This window comes from Stenotrophomonas maltophilia (genome assembly GCF_002799245.1).
Lineage (GTDB): Bacteria > Pseudomonadota > Gammaproteobacteria > Xanthomonadales > Xanthomonadaceae > Stenotrophomonas > Stenotrophomonas maltophilia_S.
This window is the reverse complement of record NZ_NEQV01000002.1, coordinates 167,273-189,487: the sequence shown is the minus strand read 5'-3', so window position 1 is coordinate 189,487 and position 22,215 is coordinate 167,273. Positions and strand designations below refer to the sequence as shown.

Below are 22,215 nucleotides of genomic sequence, written 5' to 3'. Positions count from 1 at the left end.
ATTCCCGGTTACAGGATGTAGCGGCTCAGGTCCGGGTCCTGCACCAGCTCGCCCAGGTGTGCATCGACGTAAGCGCTGTCGATGGCCAGGGTTTCACCATCGCGGTCCGGGGCCTCGTAGCTGAGCGAATCCAGCAGGCGCTCCAGCACGGTGTGCAGGCGGCGGGCACCGATGTTCTCCTGGCGCTCGTTCACCTGGAAGGCGATCTCGGCCAGGCGATCGATGGCGTCGGCGGTGAAGCTGACCTTGACGCCTTCGGTGGCCAGCAGCGCTTCGTACTGCTTGGTCAGCGCAGCCTTCGGCTCGGTCAGGATGCGCACGAAGTCATTCTTGCTCAGCGCCCCCAGCTCCACGCGGATCGGGAAGCGGCCCTGCAGCTCCGGGATCAGGTCGCTGGGCTTGGCCAGGTGGAACGCGCCCGAAGCGATGAACAGGATGTGGTCGGTCTTGATCGTGCCGTACTTGGTGGACACGTTGGAGCCTTCCACCAGCGGCAGCAGGTCGCGCTGCACGCCTTCGCGGGAGACATCGCCGCCAGATGAACCGGCATCGCCACGCTTGGCGACCTTGTCGATCTCGTCGATGAAGACGATGCCGTGCTGCTCGCAGGCCTCGATCGCGGCGGTGCGGATGTCGTCCTCGTTGACCAGCTTGCCGGCTTCTTCCTCGATCAGCAGCGGACGCGCGGCCTTGATGGTCAGCGTGCGCTTGTGCGCCTTGGCGCCGCCGCCGAGGTTGGCGAACATCGACTTCAGCTGCTGGCCCATTTCCTCCATGCCCGGCGGGGTCATGATGTCCATGCTGACGTTGGCGGCCAGGTCGAGTTCGATCTCGCGCTCGTCCAGCTCGCCATTGCGCAGCATCTTGCGGAACTTGATGCGGGTCTCGTTGTCCTGCGCCGACGGCTCGTTGCGCGCCACTTCCGGATCGAAGCCGATACCGCCACTACGGCGCGGCAGCAGTGCATCGAGGATGCGGTCTTCGGCGCGCTCTTCGGCCTGGGTACGCACGCGCACCTTGGCCTGTTCGCGATAGAGCTTCACTGCGGTATCGGCCAGGTCGCGGATGATCTGCTCGACATCCTTGCCGACATAGCCCACCTCGGTGAAGCGGGTGGCTTCGACCTTCACGAACGGTGCGTTGGCCAGCGTGGCCAGGCGGCGCGCGATCTCGGTCTTGCCGACGCCGGTCGGGCCGATCATCAGGATGTTCTTCGGCATCACTTCATTGCGCAGTTCGGCCGGCAGCTGCATGCGGCGCCAGCGGTTGCGCAGGGCGATGGCCACCGCGCGCTTGGCGTCGTGCTGGCCCACGATGTGCCGGTCCAGTTCCTGCACGATCTCGCGCGGGGTCATGGTGGCGGAGGAAACTTCGATCTTCGACATGGATGTGCTCACGGATTCAGATGCATGTAGAGCCGAGCCATGCTCGGCTGACGGGCAGCCCTGCCGAGCATGGCTCGGCACTACAGAAGAGCGATCACAGCTCTTCGACCACCACGTTGCGGTTGGTGTAGATGCAGATGTCGCCGGCAATGCCGATGGCTTCGCTGGCGATGGTGCGCGCGTCCAGCTGGGTGTGCGCCATCAGCGCGCGTGCCGCCGACAGGGCATAGGAGCCGCCGGAACCGATGGCAATGATGCCGTCCTCCGGCTCGATCACATCACCGGTGCCGCTGATGATCAGCGAGGTTTCCTTGTCGGCCACCGCCAGCAGGGCTTCAAGCTTGCCCAGGCGCCGCTCGGTGCGCCAATCCTTGGCCAGCTCGACTGCGGCGCGCTGCAGCTGGCCGTGCTTTTCCAGCTTGGCCTCGAACAGCTCGAACAGGGTGAAGGCATCGGCGGCGGCACCGGCGAAGCCGGCCAGCACCTGGCCATCACGGCCAAGGCGGCGCACCTTGCGCGCATTGCCCTTCATCACGGTGTGGCCCAGCGTGACCTGGCCGTCGCCGGCAATGGCCACATGCTCGCCGCGACGGACGCAGACGATGGTGGTGGCGTGGAAAACGTTGGGGTTCTGACTGGGGTCCATGCGGCCTCCGATAGCTGTTCACGGGACATGGGGACAGCGCCCGGTGCGATCAAGCCTGCGCGGATGGCTGCCGTTCAGCGCCTGGCGGCGCCCCATGGACAGGGGGCGCCCTTCCAGCGAACGCATCGCAATGCGCGCGGACCCCACCGCCCGAACGTGGAACGCCTGCCGTTCAGCGCTTCGCGTGCGATGGCCGGTCTGGATTCGGCTCGATACCCCAGGCGATGTACCAGTCGTCACCCTGCGTCTCGATCGGGTGCTGGGTACGGCCGGCGCCATTGCCGCAGGCCAGCGCGTCGGCCGCGCAGTAGCGGTCGCAACCCCAGCAGATGCGCTCGGGGTGCTTGGGATGCAGCGGAATGGGCTTTGCCATGGTGGCGGTTTCCTCGAGGCCTGCGGCCACGGTGCGCCGGTGGCGCCTGCACTACCCTGATCCAGATCAAGCGCAGGCTATTCAGCCTTGTCGTCCCTGCTGCGGCGCTTGGCGCGCGGATGCGCGGCGTCGTAGACCTTGGCCAGGTGCTGGAAATCGAGGTGGGTGTAGATCTGCGTGGTGGCGATGTCGGCATGGCCGAGCAGTTCCTGCACGCCACGCAGGTCGCCGGACGATTCCAGGATGTGGCTGGCGAAACTGTGCCGCAGCATGTGCGGATGCACGTGCTTGAACAGGCCCTGGCGCTGCGCCAGCTGGCGGATGCGGATCTGCACCGCACGCTGGCTGATCGGCCCGTTGCGGCCGGGAAACACCGGCGCGGCCGGGCCGCCGCCACTTTCCGTGCGCCATGCCTGCAGCGCTTCGCGCGCCGGCCGCCCGAACGGCACGCGACGCTGGCGATTGCCCTTGCCCAGCACATTGACCAGGCCGCTGGCGAAATCCAGGTCGCGCCAGGTCAGTGCGCAGACTTCGCTCAGGCGCAGGCCGGAAGAATAGAACAGCTCCAGCAGCGCGCGGTCACGGCGGCCGAGCTCCCCCTCGGGTTCCAGTTCGACCAGCTGCACGGCTTCGTCGGCGTCCAGCACCTGCGGCAACCGGCGCGGCGCGCGCGGCGCCTTCAGCGTCGCTGCCGGACTGACCTCGATGCGCCCGTGCTTGAGCAACCAGGCGTAGAAGCTTCGGCAGGCCGACAAGCGGCGCTGCAGGCTCTTGGCCGACAGCCCGCGGCGATGCTCATCGGCAACGAACTGGCGCACCGCATCGGCATCAAGTGCCTCCACCGCCACGCCACGCGGCTCGGCCCAGACCGACAGCGCGTCCAGGTCGCGGCGGTAGGCGTCGAGCGTATGTGCCGACATCCGCCGTTCCACCTGCAGGTGCTGCAGGAAGGCCTGTACCGCGCTCATCGCCGTCTTGACCTGCTCAGCCGGGGAAGCGCTTCAGGCCGGTGACCAGCGCATCGCCCATCATGCGCAGGAACAACGTACCCATGCCCGGGTAGAAACGGTTCGGGTCGTGGCTGCCGACGGCGATCAGGCCGACGCCCGGCAGCGGCAGCAGCGCGGTGGTCTGCACTTCCTCGCTGCGCACGCCATACAGCACGGCATTCTTTTCCGGCTGCAGGCGGCCACAGATCGGCTCGCCGTCGTTCAGGCAATCGCGGAACGGGCCCAGCTGCGGATCATCCGCGGCAATCACCTGCAACCAGTCGGCCTGTTCCAGCCCGGCCACCGGCGCATGCACCACCAGCCGCACCAGGTCGCCGGCGAAGTCTTCCTGCAGCGATGCGGCCATCGCGCGCAGGGTATCGGCGGCGTTGTCCTGTTTCATCAGCGCCAGGGTCAGCTGGTGCGTGCGCACCGCCAGGCGTTCATTGACCTGGGCGGTCGCGCCCAGGTCGGCCAACCGTCGCGCCAGCTCGCGGTTCTTCTCGCGCAGCACTTCCAGCTGGTAGCTGGCCAGCGACGCGGTCGGGCCGTCGTCGCGCGGCACCACCAACGTCAGGGCCAGATCCGGGAACTGCTTGAGGAAGCCGGGATGACGCCGCAACCAGGCAGCGACTTCATGGGCCCCGAGCTTGTCGACGGTTTCGGTCATGCCATCCACTCCCCTTCGAAGACGAATGCGGTCGGGCCAGCCATCACCACCGGCTGGCCATCGCCCGGCCATTGGATGCGCAGATCGCCACCGGGCAGGCTGATGCGGGCATCGCGCTGCAGGCGGCCGCGCTGCATCAGGGTCACCGCGGCGGCGCAGGCGCCACTACCGCAGGCCAGGGTTTCGCCGACGCCGCGCTCGAACACGCGCAGGCGCGCGTGCGCCGGGCCCATCACCTGGGCGAAGCCGACGTTCACCGAGCGCGGGAACGACGCGTGCTGCTGCAGCAGCGAACCGACCCGCTCGACCGGTGCCGCATCGATCAGGCCCACTTCGATCACCGCATGCGGGTTGCCCATCGACACGGCGGCGAAGCGTACGCTCTCGCCCTGCAACGGCAGCAGGTATTCCTCGCGCGCGTGGGCGAAGCCCACCAGCGGCACGTTGGCCGGCTCGAAGGCAGGCACACCCATCGTCACCGCGAACTGACCCTCGCCCAGCACCTTCACTTCGTGGCTGGCCAGCGGGCTGTCGATGACGAATGCATCGCCCTGCGCGCTGCCCTCGCGCACCAGCCAGGCCGCTATGCAGCGTGCGCCATTGCCGCATTGCTCGGAATTGGAACCGTCGGCATTCCAGATGCGGTACGAGGCCACCGAGCCTTCCGCACGCGGCGCCTCGATGGTCAGGATCTGGTCGCAGCCGACGCCGGTGTGGCGGTCGGCCAGGCGTGCGGCCAGTCCAGGCGTGGGCGGCGCAGTACCGTCACGCAGGTCGATCACTACGAAATCATTGCCCGCGCCGTGCATCTTGCTGAAGCGCAGGGCCCTGGAACCGGCCTTACTCATTCCCGCTGCCCGCCTTCTTCGCTGGCGCGGGTGCCGGCTGGGGGGTCGGTGCCGCCGGATCCACGGTCGTGGCCGGGGCGGCGGTTCCCTGGGTCTCCGCCGGCGTCGCCTCGGTGGCGGGCTCGGCTGCGGGTTCGACGGTTTCTTCCACCGGCACCGGCTTCTGCGGCAGTACCAGCGGACCCTTGTTGCCGCAGGCGGCGAGGAGCAGCAGCGAGGCCGCTGCCAGCGGAATCAGGATGGCGTTTCGATGGGGGATCTTCATGCCCCGAGTATAGCCATTGGCGGCTGAGCGGTTCGTGCAGGGGATCGGGTTGCCGGCCAGCGGCCGGCCCTACCGCAGGTGCTCAATCCGCAGATGGCGGCAGCGGACGCGTCCACAGCCAGATCGCCACCACGGTCATGCTGCCGATCGAGAACCACTTCACCCAGGCGATCGGCACGCACCACAGCATGATGGCGGCGCACACCGCCATGGTGATCGTGGCCATCCACTTGCCGTAGCGGCTGACCGCCCCGTGTGCCTGCCAGTTGGCGATGGCCGGGCCGAAACGCGGATGCTGCAGCAGCCAGGCATGCAGGCGCTCGGAACCGCGCGAGGCGGCCCACGCCGAGATCAGGATGAATACGGTGGTCGGCAGGCCCGGTACGAAAATACCGACGATGCCGGTGCCCAGGCTGGCGTAGGCCAGCAGCCACCACGCCCAACGGAAACGCACCACGCGCGGTGGCGTGGTGGGATCGCGGGATGCGGAGGGCTCGGGCAGGCTCATGGCCGCAAGGATAACGGTTCGGGGTGCCCGGCAACGCCCGGCACCCCTTCGCCATTACGGCTGGGCGATGCCCAGCTGCTGCAGCACGAACGCATACGACTCGGACAGCTCACGATAGCGCTGGAAGCGCCCCGACTTGCCACCGTGGCCGGCTTCCATGTTGGTGCGGAACAGGATCGGGTAGTGGCCGGTGTTGTCGTCACGCAGCTTGGCCACCCACTTGGCCGGCTCCCAGTACTGCACCTGCGAATCCCACAGGCCGGTGCCCACGAACAGCGCCGGGTATGCCTGCTGCCTGACGTTGTCGTAAGGCGAGTAGGACAGCATGTAGTCGTAGTACTGCTTCTGCTCCGGGTTGCCCCACTCGTCGTACTCGTTGGTGGTCAGCGGGATGGTGGGGTCGAGCATGGTGGTGACCACGTCGACGAACGGCACCTGCGCCACCATCACCCGGTAATCCTGCGGGGCCTGGTTGGCCACCGCGCCCATCAGCAGGCCACCGGCGCTGCCACCGGACGCGGCCACGCGATCCTTCGCTGCCCAGCCCTGTGCGACCAGGCCACGGGTGACATCGATGAAGTCGTTGAAGGTGTTCTGCTTGTGCAGCAGCTTGCCGTTCTCGTACCAGTCGCGGCCCATCTCCTGGCCGCCGCGGATGTGGGCAATGGCATACACCACGCCACGATCAAGCAGGCTCACTGCGGTCTGGTTGAAGTACGGGTCCATCGACATGCCGTAGCTGCCATAGGCGTACTGGAACAGCGCACCCTTGCCATCCTTCTGGTAGCCCTTGCGGTAGACCAGCGACACCGGCACCTTCACGCCATCGCGTGCAGTGATCCAGACACGGTCGGTCTCGTACTTCGATGCGTCATAGCCGATCACCGGCTGCTGCTTCAGCTGGCGGCGCTCGCCGGTGGCGGTGTTCAGCTCGAACACGGTGGTCGGGGTGGTCATCGAGGTGTAGACGTAGCGCAGCCACGGCGTGTCGGCCTCGGTGTTGTCGCCCAGGCCCATCGAATACGCCGGCTCATCGGCCTTCACGTAGTCGCTGCGACCGTCCTTGAACAGCAGGCGGATGCGCTCCAGGCCCTCGGAACGTTCGGCAATGGCCGTGTACGCATCGAACAGCTCGAAGCCTTCGATGAACACTGCCTCGTCATGCGCGATCCAGTCTTTCCATTGCGCACGCGAGGTGGCATCGGTCGGCGCGGTGACCAGCTTGAAGTTCTTCGCACCGTCGTTGGTGCGGATCACCCAGCGGCCGTCGTAGTGGTCGGCGTCGTACTCGACGTCACGCTGGCGCGGCGCAAGCACGGTGAAGGTGGTCGGGTCGCTGGCCGGCGCGTAGCGCTCTTCCGAGGACACGGTGCTGTGCACGCCGATGGTGATGAAGCGATCGTCGCGGGTGCGGCCGATGCCCATGTAGAAGCTGTCGTCCTTCTCTTCGTAGACGACAGTGTCGGCGCTGGCCGGGGTGCCCAGCACATGCTTCTTCACGCGCACGGTCAGCAGCGTTTCCGGATCGTTCTCGACATACAGCACGGTGCGGTTGTCGTCGGCCCAGACCAGGTCGCCGGAGCTTCCGGTGATCACATCGGGCAGCACCTTGCCGGTGGCCAGGTCCTTGAAGCGGATGGTGTACTGGCGGCGGCCGACATCATCATCGGCCCAGGCCAGCAGCTGGTTGTCCTGGCTGACTTCCATCGAGCCGACGCTGAAGTAGCCCTTGCCGGCGGCCATCGTGTTGACGTCCAGCAGGACTTCCTCGGCGGCCTCCATGCTGCCCTTGCGGCGTGCATGGATGGGGTAATCCTGGCCAGTCTCGAAGCGGCTGTAGTACCAGTAGCCGCGCTCGCGCGCCGGCACGCTGGAATCGTCCTGCTTGATGCGGCCGACGATCTCCTTGTACAGGGTGTCTTCCAGTGGCTTGAGCGGCGCCAGCAGCTGGTCGGCGTAGGCATTCTCGGCCTGCAGGTAGGCCAGCATGTCCTTGTTCTCGCGCTTGTCGTCGCGCAGCCAGTAATAGTCATCGTTGCGGGTCGCGCCGAACGGCGCCTTGACCACATGCGGATGCCGGGCGGCGTCCGGCGGAACGGGCGGAGTGGCGGCGGTAGCAGTCGTGGTCATCAGGCTGGCGAGCAACAGGCAGAGGGTGGATTTCATGAGATAAGGCTCCAGGTGCATCAATGCAATGGTCTTCGACGGGGTCAGATCCCTTTTCCCGAAAAGGGATCTGACCCCAATCGCGGCACTGCGGCAACCCTGCGGATCGTCATGGGGCGGTTCCCGTTGGGGTCAGAGCCCTTTTGCAGGCAAAAGGGATCCGACCCCGGCACGCGGCGTACCATGGCTGCATGAGCACCCTGCCCCACACGCCGGGCTACAGCCGGCGCAGCCATGAAATCGCCCCGTTCCACGTGATGTCCCTGCTGGCCCGCGCACAGGCGCTGGAGCAGGCCGGCCACGATGTGATCCATCTGGAAATCGGCGAACCCGACTTCACCACTGCCGACCCCGTCGTGCGTGCCGGCCAGGCCGCACTGGCTGCCGGCCATACCCGCTACACCGCCGCACGCGGCCTGCCGGCCCTGCGCCAGGCCATCAGTGGTTTCTACCGCAGCCACTATGGGCTGGACATCGATCCCGAACGCATCCTGGTCACCCCCGGTGGGTCCGGTGCGCTGCTGCTGGCCAGCAGCCTGCTGGTCGATCCCGGCCGCCACTGGCTGCTGGCCGACCCCGGCTATCCGTGCAATCGCCACTTCCTGCGCCTGGTGGAAGGGGGGGCGCAGCTGGTCCCGGTCGGGCCGCAGACCGCCTACCAGCTGACCCCATCACTGGTGGAACAGCACTGGAACACCGACAGTGTCGGCGCGCTGGTCGCCTCTCCGGCCAACCCCACCGGCACCGTGCTTTCCGCCGACGAACTGGCCGCACTGTCGCAGACACTGCACGCGCGGGGCGGCCACCTGGTGGTGGACGAGATCTACCACGGCCTGACCTATGGCCTGGATGCGCCCAGCGTGCTGCAGGTGGACGACAGCGCGTTCGTGCTGAACAGCTTCTCCAAGTACTTCGGCATGACCGGCTGGCGGCTGGGCTGGCTGGTGGCACCGCCGGCAGCGGTACCGGATCTGGAGAAGCTGGCGCAGAACCTGTACATCAGCGCGTCAAGCATCGCCCAGCACGCCGCGCTCGCCTGCTTCAGTGAAGAATCGATGGCGATCTTCGAACAGCGCCGCGAAGCGTTCCGCCAGCGCCGCGACTTCCTGCTGCCCGCACTGCGCGAACTCGGCTTCCGCATCGAAGTCGAGCCGCAGGGCGCGTTCTACCTGTACGCCGATGTCAGCGCGTTCACCGACGACGCGCAGGCGTTCTGCGCCCACTTCCTGGAAACCGAGCACGTGGCATTCACCCCGGGCCTGGATTTCGGCTTCCATCGCGCCAACCAGCATGTGCGGCTGGCGTACACGCAGGAAGTGCCGCGCTTGCAGGAGGCGGTGGCGCGGATCGCGCGCGGGCTGAAGAGCTGGGGCGCCTGATCACCCGGCGCGAACGGCATCCACGCATGGCGTGGATCTACTGTCCGGGCGCACGGTACATAGGTAGATCCACGCCATGCGTGGATACGTGGCCCCAAAGAAAAACGCCGCCCTGGGGCGGCGTTCTTCGTTCTGCTTACTTGCCGCCCAACCGCTCCCACAGGAAGCTGTAGGCCAGCGCCGACATGTGCGCGGCCTGCGCATTGTTGGCTGCGCCGCCGTGGCCACCTTCGATGTTCTCGTAGTAGGTCACGTCCTTGCCGGCGTCGATCATCTTCGCCGCCATCTTGCGGGCGTGGCCCGGGTGCACGCGGTCGTCGCGGGTCGAGGTGGTGAACAGCACCGGCGGGTAGTTCTTCTTCGCGTTGAACAGGTGGTACGGCGAGAAGGTCTTGATGAACTCCCAGTCGCTGGTATCCGGGTTGCCGTACTCGGCCATCCACGAGGCGCCGGCCAGCAGGTGGCTGTAGCGCTTCATGTCCAGCAGCGGCACCTGCACCACCACCGCACCGAACAGTTCCGGGTACTGGGTCAGCATGTTGCCGGTCAGCAGGCCACCGTTGCTGCCGCCCTGCACGCCCAGGTGCTTGGCCGTGGTGATCTTGCGCTTGACCAGATCGCGCGCCACCGCGGCCATGTCTTCATAGGCCTTGTGGCGGTTCTGCTTCAGCGCCGCCTGGTGCCAGCGCGGGCCGTACTCGCCGCCGCCACGGATGTTGGCGACCACGTACACGCCGCCCTTCTCCAGCCAGGCGCGGCCCATGCCACCGGAATAGCTCGGGGTCAGCGAAATCTCGAAGCCACCGTAGCCATACAGCAGGGTCGGATTGGAGCCATCGAGCTTCATCGCCCGGTCGTGCACCACGAAGTACGGCACGCGGGTGCCGTCCTTGCTGGTGGCGAAGTGCTGCTCGATCACCTTGCCCTTGGCGTCGAAGAAGGCCGGCATGGTCTTCAGCGTTTCCGGTGCCTGGCCGATCTCGGCCAGCGCCAGCGTGGTCGGGGTGAGGTAGTCGGTGGCGGTCAGCCACACCGCGTCGCTGTCACTGCTGTCCACTGCAGCCACACCCAGCGTGCCGAAGGCCGGGGCGCCAACGAAGCGGCTGGTCTGCCAGCCATCGGCGCCGGGGGTCAGCACCGACAGGCGGTTCTTGACGTCGTCCAGCACGTTCAGCACCAGGTGGCTCCTGGTCCAGGTGGCGCTGGCCAGCGAGGTGGTCGCGGTCGGGGTGAACAGCACCTCGAAGTCGCGCTTGCCGGCCAGGAAGTCGTCCAGCCTGGTCGCCAGCAGCGAACCGGATGCATAGGTCTTGCCGCCCACGGTCCACGGATCGCGCAGTTCCAGGGTCAGCCACTGCTTGTGCAGGCCCTTCTCGGCCGAATTGGGCGCGTCGATCTTGGTCAGCGTGCCATCGTCGCCACGCAGGTAGAGCTCGTTGTTGTAGAACGCCAGGGTGCGGCTGACCAGGTTACGCTCGAAGCCCGGGGTGTCATCGTGCATCGCCGCGATGTACATGTCTTCCGGCTTGCCTTCGTACACCACGCTGGCCGAGGCCATCGGCGTGCCGCGCTTCCACAGCTTGGCCACGCGCGGATAGCCGGACGTGGTCATCGTGCCGGCACCGAAATCGGTGTAGACGAACACGGTGTCGCGGTCGATCCAGTTGAGGCCACCCTTCGACTCCGGACGGAAGAAGCCGTCCTTGATCCAGGTCTTGCTGGCCAGGTCGAACTCGCGGGTGACGTCGGCGTCGGCGCCACCGCGCGACAGCGCGATCAGGCAACGGCTGTAATCCGGGCGCAGGCAGTCGGCACCGTGCCAGACCCAGTTCTCACCCTCGGCCTTGTTCAGTGCATCCAGGTCGAGCACGGTCTCCCACTGCGGCGAGGCCTTGCGGTACTCGGCCAGGGTGGTGCGCCGCCACAGGCCGCGCTCGTGCTGCTGGTCCTTCCAGAAGTTGTAGTAGTAGTCGCCGATCTTCTGCACGCCGGGAATCTTCGCATCGGAGTCGAGCACCTCGCGGATGCTGGTCTCCATCTGCTTGAAGGCCGGGGTCTGCGCCAGGCGCGCCTCGGACTTGGCGTTCTGTTCCTTGACCCAGGACAGCGGCTTGTCGCCGGTGACGTCCTCCAGCCAGGCGTAGCGATCGGTGTCTTCAGCGGCCACGGCGGTCCCCACCGAGGCAGCGGTCATCATGCCGGCCAGCAGGCAGGCGGAAGCGAGTCGAGACATTGCAGCTCCAGGCAGTCATAAGCCGTGGAACGCTAGCACGGAACGCCGCGGCCTCCCCCGTGTCGAAGGTCAGGCCGTGGCCGCCGGACTGCGCCGGCCAGGTGCGGCCGAAACCGGCCGGCGGCGCGCCTGTCCACCGGTACGCCGCGCCCGCCGCAGCCACGACAGCCGCGGCAGCGGAAAGCGCAGCAGCGCCCACCAGGCCGCGAGCGGCATGCCCAGCAGCCACATCGGCAGCCAGCCCAACCATGCGCTGCTGCCACGTGCCGCTGGCCAGACCAGGACCAGCGCCAGGCCGGCCAGCGCCAGTTGCCGCACGCCGCGCAGCAGGCGCGGGTCGGCGCGTTCGATGACGCGTTCAGTTGCAGGGCGACGGACGGAACGTGCGTTCATGGGCCTTCTCCGGTAGACAATGCAACACAGCTTGGGCAAGCCCCTTCTCACAGGATGCGACACCATTGACGGATCGCGTGCACACAGTCGACCATGCGCGTGCAAGCCCACTGGAGCCCGCTCCCGCATGACTTCGATCCGCCCGTTCTGCGCCGTGCTGCTGGCTCTGTCCCTGGCAGGTCCTGCCATGGCCGCCAGTGAGCCGCCGTCGCCCCGCGCCAGCGCCTCCGACGCGGCCGACCCGGGGGCGCCGATCGACCTGAAGCGCTTCATGGGCACCTGGTATGTGATCGGCCGCGTGCCGAACTTCATCGAACGCGGGCATGTCGCCAGCGTCAATGAGTATGAGCTGCGCGACGAGCACAAGGTCGGCATCACCTACCGCTACCGCGACGGCTTCGGCGAACCGCTGCAGGAAGTACGCGCACGTGCCAGCGTCGACCCGGACAGCGGCAACCATGGCTGGCGAACCTGGTTCTACCGCGTGGTGCCAACCCATTCGCGGGTACTGGAAGTCGCCCCCGACTATTCCTGGGCACTGATTGGTTATCCGGGCCGCGAGATGGCCTGGATCTTCGCGCGCAAGCCGGACATGGACAAAGCCCTGTACAAGGAGCTGGCCGAACGCCTGCGCGACGAGTACGGCGTGAACACCGACAAGCTCAAGCGCGTGCCGCAGCACCCGGAACAGGTCGGCAAGCTGGGCTACGAAGTTCCGAACGCGCGTTGACCGCACGTGGGACTGCCGGCCAGCGGCCGGCACTGCCCTAACGATGCCGGGCGCCGCCCGGCATTCCGTTATCTGCGGCTGTAGTGCGCGACCAGGCGGTCGCCGAGCATCTGCAGCAGCTGCACCAGCACCAGCAGCAGGACCACGGTGACCAGGGCCACATCGGTGTGCGAACGCTGGTAACCATCGCGGAAGGCCAGATCACCAAGGCCACCGGAACCGATCGCACCGCCCATCGCGGTGAAGCCGATCAGGGCCACGGTGGTCACCGTCGCACCGGCGATCAGGCCTGGACGCGCTTCCGGCAGCAGCACGCGGGTGACCAGCTGCCAGGTGGTCGCACCCATCGCCTGGGTCGCCTCGATGACGCCGCGATCCACTTCGCGCAGCGCCGTCTCGACAAGACGCGCGTAGAACGGCGCCGCGCCGATCACCAGTGGCACGATCGCGCCGCGCACGCCCAGCGAAGTTCCCATCAGGAACAGCGTCACCGGGATCAGCACGATCATCAGGATGATGAAAGGCACCGAGCGCAGCAGGTTCACCACCAGTGCCAGCACGCCATAGGCGAATGGCCGGCGCTTCATCTGCGGCGCACCGAACAGGTACAGCAGCACGCCCAGCGGCAGGCCGATGGCCAGGGTCAGCGGCAGCGAACCGAGCAGCATCAGCAGGGTGTCGAGGGTGGCCTGGCCGATGTCGGCCCACTTGCCCGCATCCAGATGGCGGAAAAAGCCCCCGGCAGTAGCGATGATCATCGACGCAGCTCCTCAACATGCACGCCGGCAGCCACGAAGGCGGCCTGCGCTGCGGACTGGTCACCGCCCACCAGGGCGACCACCAGCTGGCCATACGGGGTGTCCTTGATCCGGTCGATACGGCCGGACAGGATGTTGTAGTCGACCCCGGTCTGGCGCGCGACGCTGCCCAGCAGGGGTTCGTAGGTGTCGCCACCGAGGAAGGTCAGGCGCACGATGCGCCCTCCCACCACGTCGAAATCGCGATGCAGCGCGCCTTCGTCCACATGCTCCGATTCGCTGACGAAACGGCGCGTGGTCGGGTGCTGCGGGTGCAGGAAGACCCGGGTGACCGGGCCGGTCTCGACCATCTGGCCGGCATCGAGCACCGCAACACGGTCACAGACACGGCGGATCACATCCATCTCGTGGGTGATCAGCACGATGGTCAGGCCCAGCTCGCGGTTGATCTTCGACAGCAGCGACAGCACCGAAGCCGTGGTCTGCGGGTCGAGCGCACTGGTGGCTTCGTCACACAGCAGGATCTGCGGACGGGTCGCCAGCGCGCGGGCGATGCCGACGCGCTGCTTCTGGCCACCGGACAGCTGCGCCGGATACTTCTGCGCGTGCGCTTCCAGGCCCACGGTCTGCAGCAGCTCGGCCACGCGCGCGTCGACCTCCGCCTTCGGCGTGCCGGCCAGTTCCAGCGGGAAGGCGACATTGCCAGCCACCGTGCGCGACGACAACAGGTTGAAGTGCTGGAAGATCATGCCGATGCGCCGGCGCAGCGTGCGCAGGCCATCCGCGTCCAGCGCGGTGACATCCTCGCCGCCGATCAGCAGCCGGCCGCCACTGGGTTCTTCCAGGCGGTTGATCATGCGGATCAGGGTCGATTTGCCGGCGCCGGAATGGCCGATGATGCCGAATACCTCACCGGCCTCGATGGTCAGGTCCAGCGGCTGCAGCGCGCTGACTTCGCGGCCGGCAACGGCATAGGATTTGTGCAGGCGCTGGAACTCGATCACGGGCGTGGCTCACCGGCTGGGTGACGGAAGGGGGCGTGCAGCCTACCAGCGCAGGCGGTCGCGCGCCCGCGCCATGGGCCAGAATGTTATTCCTTTTGGTTCTAAGGCGTCCGTGATGGCGCCTTGGCTGGGGTCGGATCCCCTGCGGGGCTCTGACCCCATTCCCCGGCTCAGGGATGGTCCAGCGGCTTCGGCGGTTCCTGCCGGTTCACCCGCTCACGATGCAGCAGGTACAGGCCGGAGGCGACGATGATCGCCGCGCCCACCCAGGTATAACCATCAGGCAGCTGGCCCCAGAAGGCCAGGTCCCAGCCAATCACCCAGACCAGCCCGCTGTACTCCAGCGGCGCGATCATCGAGGCCTCGCCCAGCTGGAAGGCCTTGGTCAGCGCGATCTGGCCCAGTGCCCCGGCCAGCCCCATGCCGGCGATCAGCGGCGCATGCGCCAGCTGCAGCGGCACCCAGCCGGGAATGGACAGCAGGCCGGCGCCGATGGCCATGATCACCAGGAACCAGACCACCATCGACTGCGAGGTATCGGTCCGGGTCAGCAGGCTGACCGTGATCGCCGCCACGGCATAGGCGGTGGCGGCGGCCAGCACCATCAGGCCGGGCACCGAAATGAAACCGTCCACGCCCGGCCGCAGCACCACCAGCACACCGACCAGGCCAATGCCGATGGCGACCCAGCGCCTTGGCCCGACCCGCTCGCCCAGCAGCGGCACCGACAGTGCGGCGATCAGCAGCGGGGCGACAAAATAGATGGTGTAGGCGGTGGACAGCGGCAGGTCGCGCAGGGCGAACACGAAGCAGCCGATCATCGCCATGCCCAGCGCGCCACGCAGCAGGTGCAGCCCCCAGCGACGCGGCACCAGCGAGCGCGGCCCGGCGCTGGCCAGCACCCAGACCAGCACGAACGGCAACGAGGCCGCACCGCGCAGGAAGGTCACTTCCAGGGTGGGGTAGCTGGCCGACAGCTGCTTCATGCCAGCGTCCATCAGCGAGAAGCAGGCGACCGCAGCGACCATCCAGGCCACTGCGCGCGAGGGAGAGCGTTGCACGTTCATGGCCCATTATCGCCCGGTCGTCGCCTTGTGTAGAGCCGAGCCCATGCTCGGCTGCGTCGTTGCCCTGTGTAGAGCCGAGCCCATGCTCGGCTGCGTCGTCGCCTTGTGTAGAGCCGAGCCCATGCTCGGCTGCGTCGTTGCCTTGTGTAGAGCCGAGCCCATGCTCGGCTGCGTCGTTGCCTTGTGTAGAGCCGAGCCCATGCTCGGCTGCAGTGTGAAGAACAGCCAAGCATTGGCCCGGCTCCACACACGGCGGGCACGCGGGCGCTCGCGATAGAATGGCGGCCACTGAAACCTGCGGAGCATCGCCCATGCCTTCCTTCGACGTCGTGTCCGAAGTCGACACCCACGAGCTGACCAACGCCATCGACCAGGCCAACCGCGAACTGAGCACCCGCTTCGACTTCAAGGGCGTGGACGCCAAGTTCGAGCGCGATGGCGATGTCATCAACCAGACCGCCCCGACCGAGTTTCAGCTCAAGCAGATGAACGACATCCTGCGCGCACGCCTGGCCGCTCGCGGCATCGACGTGCTCAGCCTGGAGTTCGGCGACATTGAGACCAACCTGGCACAGGCCCGGCAGAAGATCACCGTCAAGCAGGGGATCGAGCAGAAGATCGCCAAGAAGATCGCTGCGGCGCTGAAGGAAGCCAAGTTGAAGGTGGAAAGCCAGATCAACGGCGACAAGCTGCGCGTGCAGGGCAAGAAGCGCGACGACCTGCAGGACGCCATCGCCGTGCTCAAGGCCGGCAAGTTCGAGCTGCCGCTGCAGTTCAACAACTTCCGCGATTGAGGCCTCCGCCGGGCATCGCCCGGCGCTGCCAGCGGCAGGCACGACGGCGCGTTGCCAGCGACGCGCCTACAATGGCGGCCCCGCCAGCCGACGTGCCCGCCATGACCGATTCCCACCTGCCCACCGATGACCCGATCGCTGCCACCCGCCTGTGGCTGGAGCGCATCGTCATCGGCCTGAACCTGTGCCCCTTCGCCAAGGCGGTGTATGTGAAGGACCAGGTCCGCATCGTGCTCAGCGATGCGACCACGCCGGAAGCGCTGGTCGAACAGCTGGCCGAGGAGCTGGTGCTGCTGCGCGATACGCCGGCCGAACAGATCGATACCACGCTGATCGTGCATCCACAGGTGCTGACCGACTTCCTCGACTACAACGATTTCCTCGACAACGCCGACGCGGCGATCGAGGCGCTGGACCTGCAGGGCATCCTGCAGGTGGCCAGCTTCCACCCGGACTACCAGTTCGATGGCGTGGCGGCGGACGACGCCAGCAACTACACCAATCGCGCGCCCTTCCCCACCCTGCACCTGCTGCGCGAAGACAGCGTGGCGCGCGCAGTGGATGTCTATCCGGACCCCGACGTGATCGTCGAGCGCAACATCCAGACCCTGGACCGCATCGGCGTGGACGGATGGCATCGCCGCCTGCGTGGCGAAGACCTGACGTGAGTACAGTGCCGCCGATTGCCGCATGGCCGGCCGCGCCACTGTCGGGCAAGGTGGTGCTGGTCACCGGCGGCGCCAACGGCATCGGTCGCGGTATCGCCCAGGCCGTGCTCGGCGCCGGTGGTCGCGTGCTGATCGGCGACCTGGATGAGGAGGCCGGCCAGGCCTGCCTGGACGAATGGCAGCGCGGTGATGACGCCGCGTTCCAGCGCCTGGACATCACCGATGAAGCCAGCGTGCACGACTTCGTCGCCGTCGCCCTGCAGCGTTTCGGCCGCATCGACGGGCTGGTCAACAACGCCGGGATCGCCGGCCCGCATGGCACACTGCTGCAGGACATGGACTGGGACGAGTGGCAGCGCCGGCTGTCCTCGCTGCACGGCGCCTTCCTGTGCAGCAAGCACGCGTTGCCAGCGCTGACCGCCAGCACCGCCGGTTCGATCCTCAACATCGCTTCCACCCGCGCCTGGCAATCCGAAGCACACAGCGAAGCCTATGCCGCAGCCAAGGGCGGGCTGGTGGCCTTCACCCATGCGCTGGCGATCAGCAGCGGCCCGGCGGTGCGGGTGAACAGCATCAGTCCCGGCTGGATCGGCACCACCGCCTGGCAGGCCCCTTCGCGGCGCCACGAGCCGGAGTACTCCGCCATCGACCAGGCACAGCACCCGGTCGGCCGGGTCGGCCGCCCCGAGGACATCGGCACGCTGGCGGTGTACCTGCTGTCATCACTGTCCGGTTTCAGCACCGGCCAGGATTTCATCGTCGACGGCGGCATGACCCGGAAGATGATCTACGCCGAATAAAAAAGGGGACGGAGGGGATTAAGTCGTTTTCGGCCCGATAGTACCGAAAACGACTTAATCCCCTCCGTCCCCTTTTTCGGTGCTTATGCCATGCCGGAATGGCGCAGCAGCGCATCGATCTGCGGTGCGCGGCCGCGGAAGGCCTTGAAGTTCTCCGCTGCGGGGCGGCTGCCACCGCGAGAGAGGATCTCATCGCGGAAGCGTGCACCGGTTTCAGCCAGTGCCTGCGGTGCCTCCTCGAACGCGGCATAGGCGTCGGCGCTGAGTACCTCGGCCCACTTGTAGCTGTAGTAACCGGCGGCGTAACCGCCGGCGAAGATGTGGCTGAACTGGTGCGGGAAGCGGTTCCAGACCGGCGGGTGGTTCACCGCCACTTCCGCGCGCACGCGATCGAGCAGTGCCAGCACGCTGTCCTGCGCTGGTTCGAACTGGCTGTGCAGCAGCATGTCGAACAGGCCGAACTCCAGCTGGCGCACGGTGGCCATGCCGCTGTGGAAGTTGCGCGCGGCCAACATGCGTTCGTACAGCGCGCGCGGCAGCGGCTCGCCACTGTCCACATGCGCGGTCATGGCCTGCAGGTGCTCCCATTCCCAGCAGAAGTTCTCCATGAACTGGCTGGGCAGCTCCACCGCGTCCCATTCCACGCCGTTGATGCCAGCCACACCCAGTTCGCCGATGCGGGTCAGCAGCTGGTGCAGCCCGTGGCCCATCTCATGGAACAGCGTGGTCACTTCATTGTGGCTGAAGGTCGCCGGCTTGCCGTTGGCGCCGCGGCCGAAGTTGCACACCAGGTAGACCAGCGGGGTCTGCACGCTGCCGTCGCCGCGCACACGGCGGTTGCGGCAATCGTCCATCCATGCACCGCCGCGCTTGCCCTCGCGTGCGTACAGGTCCAGGTAGAACTGGCCGACCAGCGCACCCTGCGCATCGACCAGCCGGAAGAAACGCACGTCCTCGTGCCAGACCGGCGCGCTGTCTTCCTGCACGCGCAGGCCGTACAGCTGCTCGATCACCGAGAACAGGCCACCCAGCACCTTGGGCTCGGTGAGGTATTGCTTCACTTCCTGCTCGGAGTAGCTGTAGCGCGCCTGCTTCAGGCGGTCGGCGGCGAATGCCAGGTCCCAGGCCTGCAGGCTGTCGATGCCCAGCTGTTCGCGTGCGAACTGCTCCAGCTCGGCGCGGTCCCTGGCGGCGAAAGGTCTGGCACGCGCGGCCAGGTCACGCAGGAAACCCAGCACTTCGGCCGGGTCCTGCGCCATCTTGGTCGCCACCGAATATTCGCCATACGAACCGAAGCCGAGCAGCGCGGCCAGTTCCGCGCGAAGGGCGAGGATGCGGTCGATGTTGCCGCTGTTGTCCAGTGCGTCATCGCCGAACTCGGATGCACGCTGCGCGCTGGCGCGGTACAGGATCTCGCGCAGATCGCGGTCCTCGGCCCAGGTCTGCACTGGCAGGTAGCACGGCATCTGCAGGGTCAGTTTCCAGCCGGACTTGCCGTCCTTCCCGGCTGCCGCATGCGCGGCGGCCTTCACGTCATCCGGCAGGCCCTTCAGCCGCGCTTCGTCCTCGATGATCAGCGACCACGCATCGGTAGCGTCGAGCACGTTCTGCGAGAACTTCGCCGACAGCGCCGACAGTTCTTCCTTGATCGCCGCAAAGCGCTGCTGCGCCTCGGGCGCCAGCTCGGCACCGCCCAGGCGGAAGTCACGCAGCGTATTGTCCAGCACCTTGCGCTGGGCCTCGTCGAAGCGCACGGCCTCCGGGCTTGCGGCCAGTGCCTGGTACTGGCGGTACAGCGCCAGGTTCTGGCCCAGCGCGCTGGCGAAGCGGGTCACCCGCGGCAGGTTGCTGTTGTAGGCCTCACGCAGTTCCGGGGTGTTGACCACGCCCTGCAGGTGGCCCACCAGGCCCCAGGCACGCCACAGGCGCTCGGTGGCATCGTCCAGCGGGACCACGAAGGTCTCCCAGCGCACCGGCTGCACCTGCTCGGCCGTGCGGACCGCGGCTTCGGCCTCGGCCAGCAGCACGTCCAGCGCCGGCGCCACGTGCTCGGGGCGGATCGCCTCGAAGCGCGGCAGGCCGGAAAAAACGAGCAGGGGGTTGGCAACGGTCACGGCAGATCTCCAGGGTACGGGCCCGGCAGGCGGGCAGCCTGCTAGATATGGCGCTGCCAGGCAGGGCTGACAAGGGGGCACGGCCCGGCATTCACGTCGGCCTTACGCCCGCGCACCGAAGCTTTGGCTGCGGGGGAGTCCGCAGCGGTAGGCACCGAACGAGGCCCCACATGGAAGGTCTGGCTGCAGTTGCATCCGCCCCACCGGCCCGATCGCTGGCATTGTCCGCCAGCGCCGCCGAACTGACCTGGATCGCCGCGCTGTGCGATGCCGGCGACGACGCCACGCGCCACCTGCAACAGCTGCAGGCGGTGTTGCAGCAGGGCGGCACCTTCAACGATGCCCAGGAGTGGTACCCGTTCGAAGTGGTCGAACGCGGCGCCAGCCAGTTGCAGCTGGGTCACGAGCGGGAGTTCGTGATCTGCGTGCTGCTGTGGCTGCAGGCACTGGCCCAGGGCCGCGCCAGCATCCTGGACCCCAGCCTGCACCTGGATGACCGTGCGATGGACATCGAGGCGCTGCCTGATGCACTGCGCGATGCGGTGCTGGATGCGTTCACCGCGGCGGGATACTGACCGGGCACGACACACCGCTGCACTCGCCGGGCCATGCCCGGCGGACATGCCGGCCGGCTACAGCGCTTCCAGGCTGCACCACGGAAGCTCGGGCAGCCCCTGCCCGGCCACCGCCGCGGCCAGCTGCGCATCGGCGCCGTCCACGTCGATGCCCTGCCGCACGTACCACGACGGATCGTAGTAGCTCTGCGCGTAGCGCTCGCCGCTGTCGCACAGGATGCTGACGATGCTGCCCTGATGGCCCGCCTCGCGCATCCACTGCGCGGCCTGCAACACGCCGATGAAGTTGGTCCCGGTCGAGCCGCCGACACGGCGGCCGAGCTGACGGCTGACATGGCGCATCGCGGCCAGGCTCAGCGCGTCGGGCACCTTCACCATCGCATCGACGCTGGTCGGGATGAAACTCGGCTCCACCCGTGGCCGGCCGATGCCTTCCACGCGCGAGCCGCCGCTGCAGGTCAGGCCGCGCCAGTCCTGTTCACCTGCCACCGCAGCCTTGTAGCCATCGTAGAACACCGACACTTCCGGGTCCGCGCACAGGATGCGGGTGTCATGCCGGCGGTAGCTGACATAGCGGCCCAGCGTCGCTGCGGTACCGCCGGTGCCGGGGCTGCACACGATCCATTCCGGAACCGGGCTGGGCTCTTCGGCCATCTGCTTGAAGATGGATTCGGCGATGTTGTTGTTGGCACGCCAGTCGGTGGCGCGCTCGGCATAGGTGAACTGGTCCATGAAGTGGCCACCGGTTTCGCGGGCCAGCTTTTCCGAATCACAGTTGAGATCGCAGGCACGTTCGACCAGGTGGCAGCGGCCGCCGTGGAACTCGATCGCGGCGATCTTTTCCGGCGAGGTGGTCGCCGGGATCACCGCAATGAACGGCAGGCCGAGCAGGCGCGCGAAATAGGCTTCGGACACCGCCGTCGAACCGCTGGACGCTTCGATCACCGGCCGCCCTTCGCGCAACCAGCCGTTGGTCAACGCATACAGGAACAGCGAGCGCGCCAGCCGATGCTTGAGGCTGCCGGTGGGATGGCTCGATTCATCCTTCAGGTACAGGTCGATGCCCTCGAACCCGGGCAGCGCCAGCGGGATCAGATGGGTATCGGCGGAACGGTTGAAATCGGCTTCGATCTTGCGGATGGCGGCGGCCACCCATTCACGCTGCGACATGGCGGGCAATCGTTGTCAGGACGGAACGGTGCGATCCGACCATTGTACGTCGCGGTGCCGTCAGGTGCTGGCCGGTAGAATGAAGCCATCCGGCCGGCAACGGCCCTGTCTGAAGGACCTCCCCCATGACCATCCCTGCCCTGCGCGATGTCCCCGGCGTCGCCGCCCAGGCCCCGGCCGAAACCAGCGGCTTCGTGTTCAACCACACCATGCTGCGGGTGAAGGACATCACCGCCTCGCTGGACTTCTACACCCGTGTGCTCGGTTACCAGCTGATCGACAAGCGCGATTTCCCGGAGGCCCAGTTCAGCCTGTACTTCCTGGCCTATGTGCCGTCCGGTGCGGTGGTTCCGGAAGACGACAGCCAGCGCCGCCTGTGGATGGCCGGCCTGCCGGGCGTGCTGGAGCTGACCCACAACCACGGCACCGAAACCCAGGAAGGCGCGGTCTACCACGATGGCAACAGCGACCCGCGCGGCTTCGGCCACATCTGCGTGTCGGTGCCGGACATCGAGGCGGCCTGCCAGCGCTTCGAAGACCTCGGCGTGACCTTCCAGAAGCGCCTGACCGACGGCCGCATGAAGAACCTGGCCTTCATCAAGGACCCGGACGGCTACTGGGTCGAGATCATCTCCAACTGACAAAAAAAGGGGACGGAGGGGATTAAGTCGTTTCTGGCA

The 22,215-nt window shown here is 67.2% G+C and carries 24 protein-coding genes; 8 read left to right on the top strand and 16 right to left on the bottom strand.

Annotated features, from left to right (window positions below; translation table 11 throughout):
- Positions 1 to 8 precede the first annotated feature (8 nt).
- From hslU to B9Y64_RS06840, 9 genes are all read right to left on the bottom strand, one after another.
- Positions 9 to 1,385: an ATP-dependent protease ATPase subunit HslU gene (hslU, locus tag B9Y64_RS06880; protein ID WP_100440066.1), complete on the bottom strand. Its 1,377-nt coding sequence runs from the start codon at positions 1,383 to 1,385 to the stop codon at positions 9 to 11.
- 94 nt (positions 1,386 to 1,479) lie between these two features.
- Positions 1,480 to 2,031 (bottom strand): ATP-dependent protease subunit HslV, encoded by a 552-nt coding sequence (hslV, locus tag B9Y64_RS06875; protein ID WP_100440065.1) that lies wholly within the window; start codon positions 2,029 to 2,031, stop codon positions 1,480 to 1,482.
- Positions 2,032 to 2,203: 172 nt separating this feature from the next.
- Positions 2,204 to 2,404 (bottom strand): DUF3079 domain-containing protein, encoded by a 201-nt coding sequence (locus tag B9Y64_RS06870; RefSeq protein ID WP_100440686.1) that lies wholly within the window; start codon positions 2,402 to 2,404, stop codon positions 2,204 to 2,206.
- A 77-nt stretch (positions 2,405 to 2,481) separates the two neighbouring features.
- On the bottom strand, positions 2,482 to 3,372 hold the full coding sequence (gene xerC / locus B9Y64_RS06865; RefSeq protein WP_100440064.1) for a tyrosine recombinase XerC: 891 nt from the start codon (positions 3,370 to 3,372) through the stop codon (positions 2,482 to 2,484).
- A gap of 16 nt (positions 3,373 to 3,388) precedes the next feature.
- Positions 3,389 to 4,063, bottom strand: a complete 675-nt coding sequence (locus B9Y64_RS06860; protein ID WP_049443709.1) for a DUF484 family protein — start codon at positions 4,061 to 4,063, stop codon at positions 3,389 to 3,391.
- Positions 4,060 to 4,911: a diaminopimelate epimerase gene (dapF, locus tag B9Y64_RS06855; RefSeq protein ID WP_100440063.1), complete on the bottom strand. Its 852-nt coding sequence runs from the start codon at positions 4,909 to 4,911 to the stop codon at positions 4,060 to 4,062. The genes B9Y64_RS06860 and dapF overlap by 4 nt, the downstream gene beginning before the upstream one ends.
- Positions 4,904 to 5,176 carry an LPS translocon maturation chaperone LptM gene (gene lptM, locus B9Y64_RS06850; RefSeq protein WP_100440062.1) on the bottom strand — a complete coding sequence of 91 codons (273 nt, stop codon included), beginning with the start codon at positions 5,174 to 5,176 and terminating at the stop codon, positions 4,904 to 4,906. Before lptM ends, dapF begins: the two co-directional genes overlap by 8 nt.
- 82 nt (positions 5,177 to 5,258) lie before the next feature.
- Positions 5,259 to 5,684, bottom strand: a complete 426-nt coding sequence (locus B9Y64_RS06845) for a YbaN family protein (protein WP_100440061.1) — start codon at positions 5,682 to 5,684, stop codon at positions 5,259 to 5,261.
- A 54-nt stretch (positions 5,685 to 5,738) separates the two neighbouring features.
- Positions 5,739 to 7,814: a S9 family peptidase gene (locus B9Y64_RS06840; protein ID WP_413482520.1), complete on the bottom strand. Its 2,076-nt coding sequence runs from the start codon at positions 7,812 to 7,814 to the stop codon at positions 5,739 to 5,741.
- On the opposite strand from B9Y64_RS06840, the gene B9Y64_RS22550 reads away from it, so the two are divergent.
- On the top strand, positions 7,789 to 7,857 hold the full coding sequence (locus tag B9Y64_RS22550; protein ID WP_406753023.1) for a hypothetical protein: 69 nt from the start codon (positions 7,789 to 7,791) through the stop codon (positions 7,855 to 7,857). The genes B9Y64_RS06840 and B9Y64_RS22550 overlap by 26 nt on opposite strands.
- A 184-nt stretch (positions 7,858 to 8,041) precedes the next feature.
- The gene (locus tag B9Y64_RS06835) at positions 8,042 to 9,229 is read left to right on the top strand and encodes a pyridoxal phosphate-dependent aminotransferase (protein ID WP_100440059.1); all 1,188 of its coding nucleotides are present in this window, start codon (positions 8,042 to 8,044) and stop codon (positions 9,227 to 9,229) included.
- A 136-nt stretch (positions 9,230 to 9,365) separates the two neighbouring features.
- On the opposite strand, the gene B9Y64_RS06830 is transcribed toward B9Y64_RS06835, so the two are convergent.
- Positions 9,366 to 11,462 (bottom strand): prolyl oligopeptidase family serine peptidase, encoded by a 2,097-nt coding sequence (locus tag B9Y64_RS06830; RefSeq protein WP_100440058.1) that lies wholly within the window; start codon positions 11,460 to 11,462, stop codon positions 9,366 to 9,368.
- Between the two features lie 69 nt (positions 11,463 to 11,531).
- Positions 11,532 to 11,855, bottom strand: coding sequence for a hypothetical protein (locus tag B9Y64_RS06825; RefSeq protein ID WP_100440057.1), 324 nt, complete (start codon positions 11,853 to 11,855; stop codon positions 11,532 to 11,534).
- A 127-nt stretch (positions 11,856 to 11,982) separates the two neighbouring features.
- Here B9Y64_RS06825 and B9Y64_RS06820 point away from each other — a divergent pair, with 127 nt between their 5' ends.
- A complete protein-coding gene (locus B9Y64_RS06820; RefSeq protein ID WP_100440056.1) occupies positions 11,983 to 12,585 on the top strand; it encodes a lipocalin family protein in 603 nt (200 codons plus the stop codon).
- Between the two features lie 68 nt (positions 12,586 to 12,653).
- Here the strand turns inward: B9Y64_RS06820 and B9Y64_RS06815 are convergent, their stop codons facing one another.
- The 3 genes from B9Y64_RS06815 to B9Y64_RS06805 form a co-directional block, all read right to left on the bottom strand.
- Positions 12,654 to 13,343 (bottom strand): methionine ABC transporter permease, encoded by a 690-nt coding sequence (locus B9Y64_RS06815; protein ID WP_049439996.1) that lies wholly within the window; start codon positions 13,341 to 13,343, stop codon positions 12,654 to 12,656.
- The gene (locus B9Y64_RS06810; protein ID WP_100440055.1) at positions 13,340 to 14,347 is read right to left on the bottom strand and encodes a methionine ABC transporter ATP-binding protein; all 1,008 of its coding nucleotides are present in this window, start codon (positions 14,345 to 14,347) and stop codon (positions 13,340 to 13,342) included. The genes B9Y64_RS06815 and B9Y64_RS06810 overlap by 4 nt, the downstream gene beginning before the upstream one ends.
- 170 nt (positions 14,348 to 14,517) lie before the next feature.
- Positions 14,518 to 15,414: a DMT family transporter gene (locus tag B9Y64_RS06805; RefSeq protein WP_014038546.1), complete on the bottom strand. Its 897-nt coding sequence runs from the start codon at positions 15,412 to 15,414 to the stop codon at positions 14,518 to 14,520.
- Positions 15,415 to 15,725: 311 nt separating this feature from the next.
- Here B9Y64_RS06805 and B9Y64_RS06795 point away from each other — a divergent pair, with 311 nt between their 5' ends.
- From B9Y64_RS06795 to B9Y64_RS06785, 3 genes are all read left to right on the top strand, one after another.
- Positions 15,726 to 16,208, top strand: coding sequence for a YajQ family cyclic di-GMP-binding protein (locus B9Y64_RS06795; protein ID WP_100440053.1), 483 nt, complete (start codon positions 15,726 to 15,728; stop codon positions 16,206 to 16,208).
- Between the two features lie 101 nt (positions 16,209 to 16,309).
- Complete coding sequence (locus tag B9Y64_RS06790) at positions 16,310 to 16,876, top strand: DUF1415 domain-containing protein (protein WP_032129027.1); 567 nt, start codon at positions 16,310 to 16,312, stop codon at positions 16,874 to 16,876.
- Positions 16,873 to 17,676: an SDR family oxidoreductase gene (locus B9Y64_RS06785; protein ID WP_100440052.1), complete on the top strand. Its 804-nt coding sequence runs from the start codon at positions 16,873 to 16,875 to the stop codon at positions 17,674 to 17,676. Before B9Y64_RS06790 ends, B9Y64_RS06785 begins: the two co-directional genes overlap by 4 nt.
- Positions 17,677 to 17,759: 83 nt before the next feature.
- Here B9Y64_RS06785 and B9Y64_RS06780 read toward each other — a convergent pair whose 3' ends face one another.
- Positions 17,760 to 19,790 (bottom strand): M3 family metallopeptidase, encoded by a 2,031-nt coding sequence (locus B9Y64_RS06780; protein ID WP_100440051.1) that lies wholly within the window; start codon positions 19,788 to 19,790, stop codon positions 17,760 to 17,762.
- A gap of 170 nt (positions 19,791 to 19,960) precedes the next feature.
- Here B9Y64_RS06780 and B9Y64_RS06775 point away from each other — a divergent pair, with 170 nt between their 5' ends.
- Entirely contained in the window at positions 19,961 to 20,365 is a 405-nt protein-coding gene (locus tag B9Y64_RS06775) for a hypothetical protein (RefSeq protein WP_100440050.1), read from the top strand.
- A 57-nt stretch (positions 20,366 to 20,422) separates the two neighbouring features.
- Here the strand turns inward: B9Y64_RS06775 and B9Y64_RS06770 are convergent, their stop codons facing one another.
- Positions 20,423 to 21,535: a PLP-dependent cysteine synthase family protein gene (locus B9Y64_RS06770; RefSeq protein ID WP_100440049.1), complete on the bottom strand. Its 1,113-nt coding sequence runs from the start codon at positions 21,533 to 21,535 to the stop codon at positions 20,423 to 20,425.
- 125 nt (positions 21,536 to 21,660) lie between these two features.
- On the opposite strand from B9Y64_RS06770, the gene gloA reads away from it, so the two are divergent.
- Entirely contained in the window at positions 21,661 to 22,176 is a 516-nt protein-coding gene (gloA, locus tag B9Y64_RS06765; RefSeq protein WP_100440048.1) for a lactoylglutathione lyase, read from the top strand.
- The last annotated feature ends 39 nt before the right edge of the window (positions 22,177 to 22,215 follow it).

Bases quoted from the DNA above. Each gene is read 5' to 3' on its own strand.
- hslU (WP_100440066.1), bottom strand. From the start codon at position 1,385: ATGTCGAAGATCGAAGTTTCCTCCGCCACCATGACCCCGCGCGAGATC.
- hslV (WP_100440065.1), bottom strand. From the start codon at position 2,031: ATGGACCCCAGTCAGAACCCCAACGTTTTCCACGCCACCACCATCGTC.
- B9Y64_RS06870 (WP_100440686.1), bottom strand. From the start codon at position 2,404: ATGGCAAAGCCCATTCCGCTGCATCCCAAGCACCCCGAGCGCATCTGC.
- xerC (WP_100440064.1), bottom strand. From the start codon at position 3,372: ATGAGCGCGGTACAGGCCTTCCTGCAGCACCTGCAGGTGGAACGGCGG.
- B9Y64_RS06860 (WP_049443709.1), bottom strand. From the start codon at position 4,063: ATGACCGAAACCGTCGACAAGCTCGGGGCCCATGAAGTCGCTGCCTGG.
- dapF (WP_100440063.1), bottom strand. From the start codon at position 4,911: ATGAGTAAGGCCGGTTCCAGGGCCCTGCGCTTCAGCAAGATGCACGGC.
- lptM (WP_100440062.1), bottom strand. From the start codon at position 5,176: ATGAAGATCCCCCATCGAAACGCCATCCTGATTCCGCTGGCAGCGGCC.
- B9Y64_RS06845 (WP_100440061.1), bottom strand. From the start codon at position 5,684: ATGAGCCTGCCCGAGCCCTCCGCATCCCGCGATCCCACCACGCCACCG.
- B9Y64_RS06840 (WP_413482520.1), bottom strand. From the start codon at position 7,814: ATGACCACGACTGCTACCGCCGCCACTCCGCCCGTTCCGCCGGACGCC.
- B9Y64_RS06835 (WP_100440059.1), top strand. From the start codon at position 8,042: ATGAGCACCCTGCCCCACACGCCGGGCTACAGCCGGCGCAGCCATGAA.
- B9Y64_RS06830 (WP_100440058.1), bottom strand. From the start codon at position 11,462: ATGTCTCGACTCGCTTCCGCCTGCCTGCTGGCCGGCATGATGACCGCT.
- B9Y64_RS06825 (WP_100440057.1), bottom strand. From the start codon at position 11,855: ATGAACGCACGTTCCGTCCGTCGCCCTGCAACTGAACGCGTCATCGAA.
- B9Y64_RS06820 (WP_100440056.1), top strand. From the start codon at position 11,983: ATGACTTCGATCCGCCCGTTCTGCGCCGTGCTGCTGGCTCTGTCCCTG.
- B9Y64_RS06815 (WP_049439996.1), bottom strand. From the start codon at position 13,343: ATGATCATCGCTACTGCCGGGGGCTTTTTCCGCCATCTGGATGCGGGC.
- B9Y64_RS06805 (WP_014038546.1), bottom strand. From the start codon at position 15,414: ATGAACGTGCAACGCTCTCCCTCGCGCGCAGTGGCCTGGATGGTCGCT.
- B9Y64_RS06795 (WP_100440053.1), top strand. From the start codon at position 15,726: ATGCCTTCCTTCGACGTCGTGTCCGAAGTCGACACCCACGAGCTGACC.
- B9Y64_RS06790 (WP_032129027.1), top strand. From the start codon at position 16,310: ATGACCGATTCCCACCTGCCCACCGATGACCCGATCGCTGCCACCCGC.
- B9Y64_RS06775 (WP_100440050.1), top strand. From the start codon at position 19,961: ATGGAAGGTCTGGCTGCAGTTGCATCCGCCCCACCGGCCCGATCGCTG.
- B9Y64_RS06770 (WP_100440049.1), bottom strand. From the start codon at position 21,535: ATGTCGCAGCGTGAATGGGTGGCCGCCGCCATCCGCAAGATCGAAGCC.
- gloA (WP_100440048.1), top strand. From the start codon at position 21,661: ATGACCATCCCTGCCCTGCGCGATGTCCCCGGCGTCGCCGCCCAGGCC.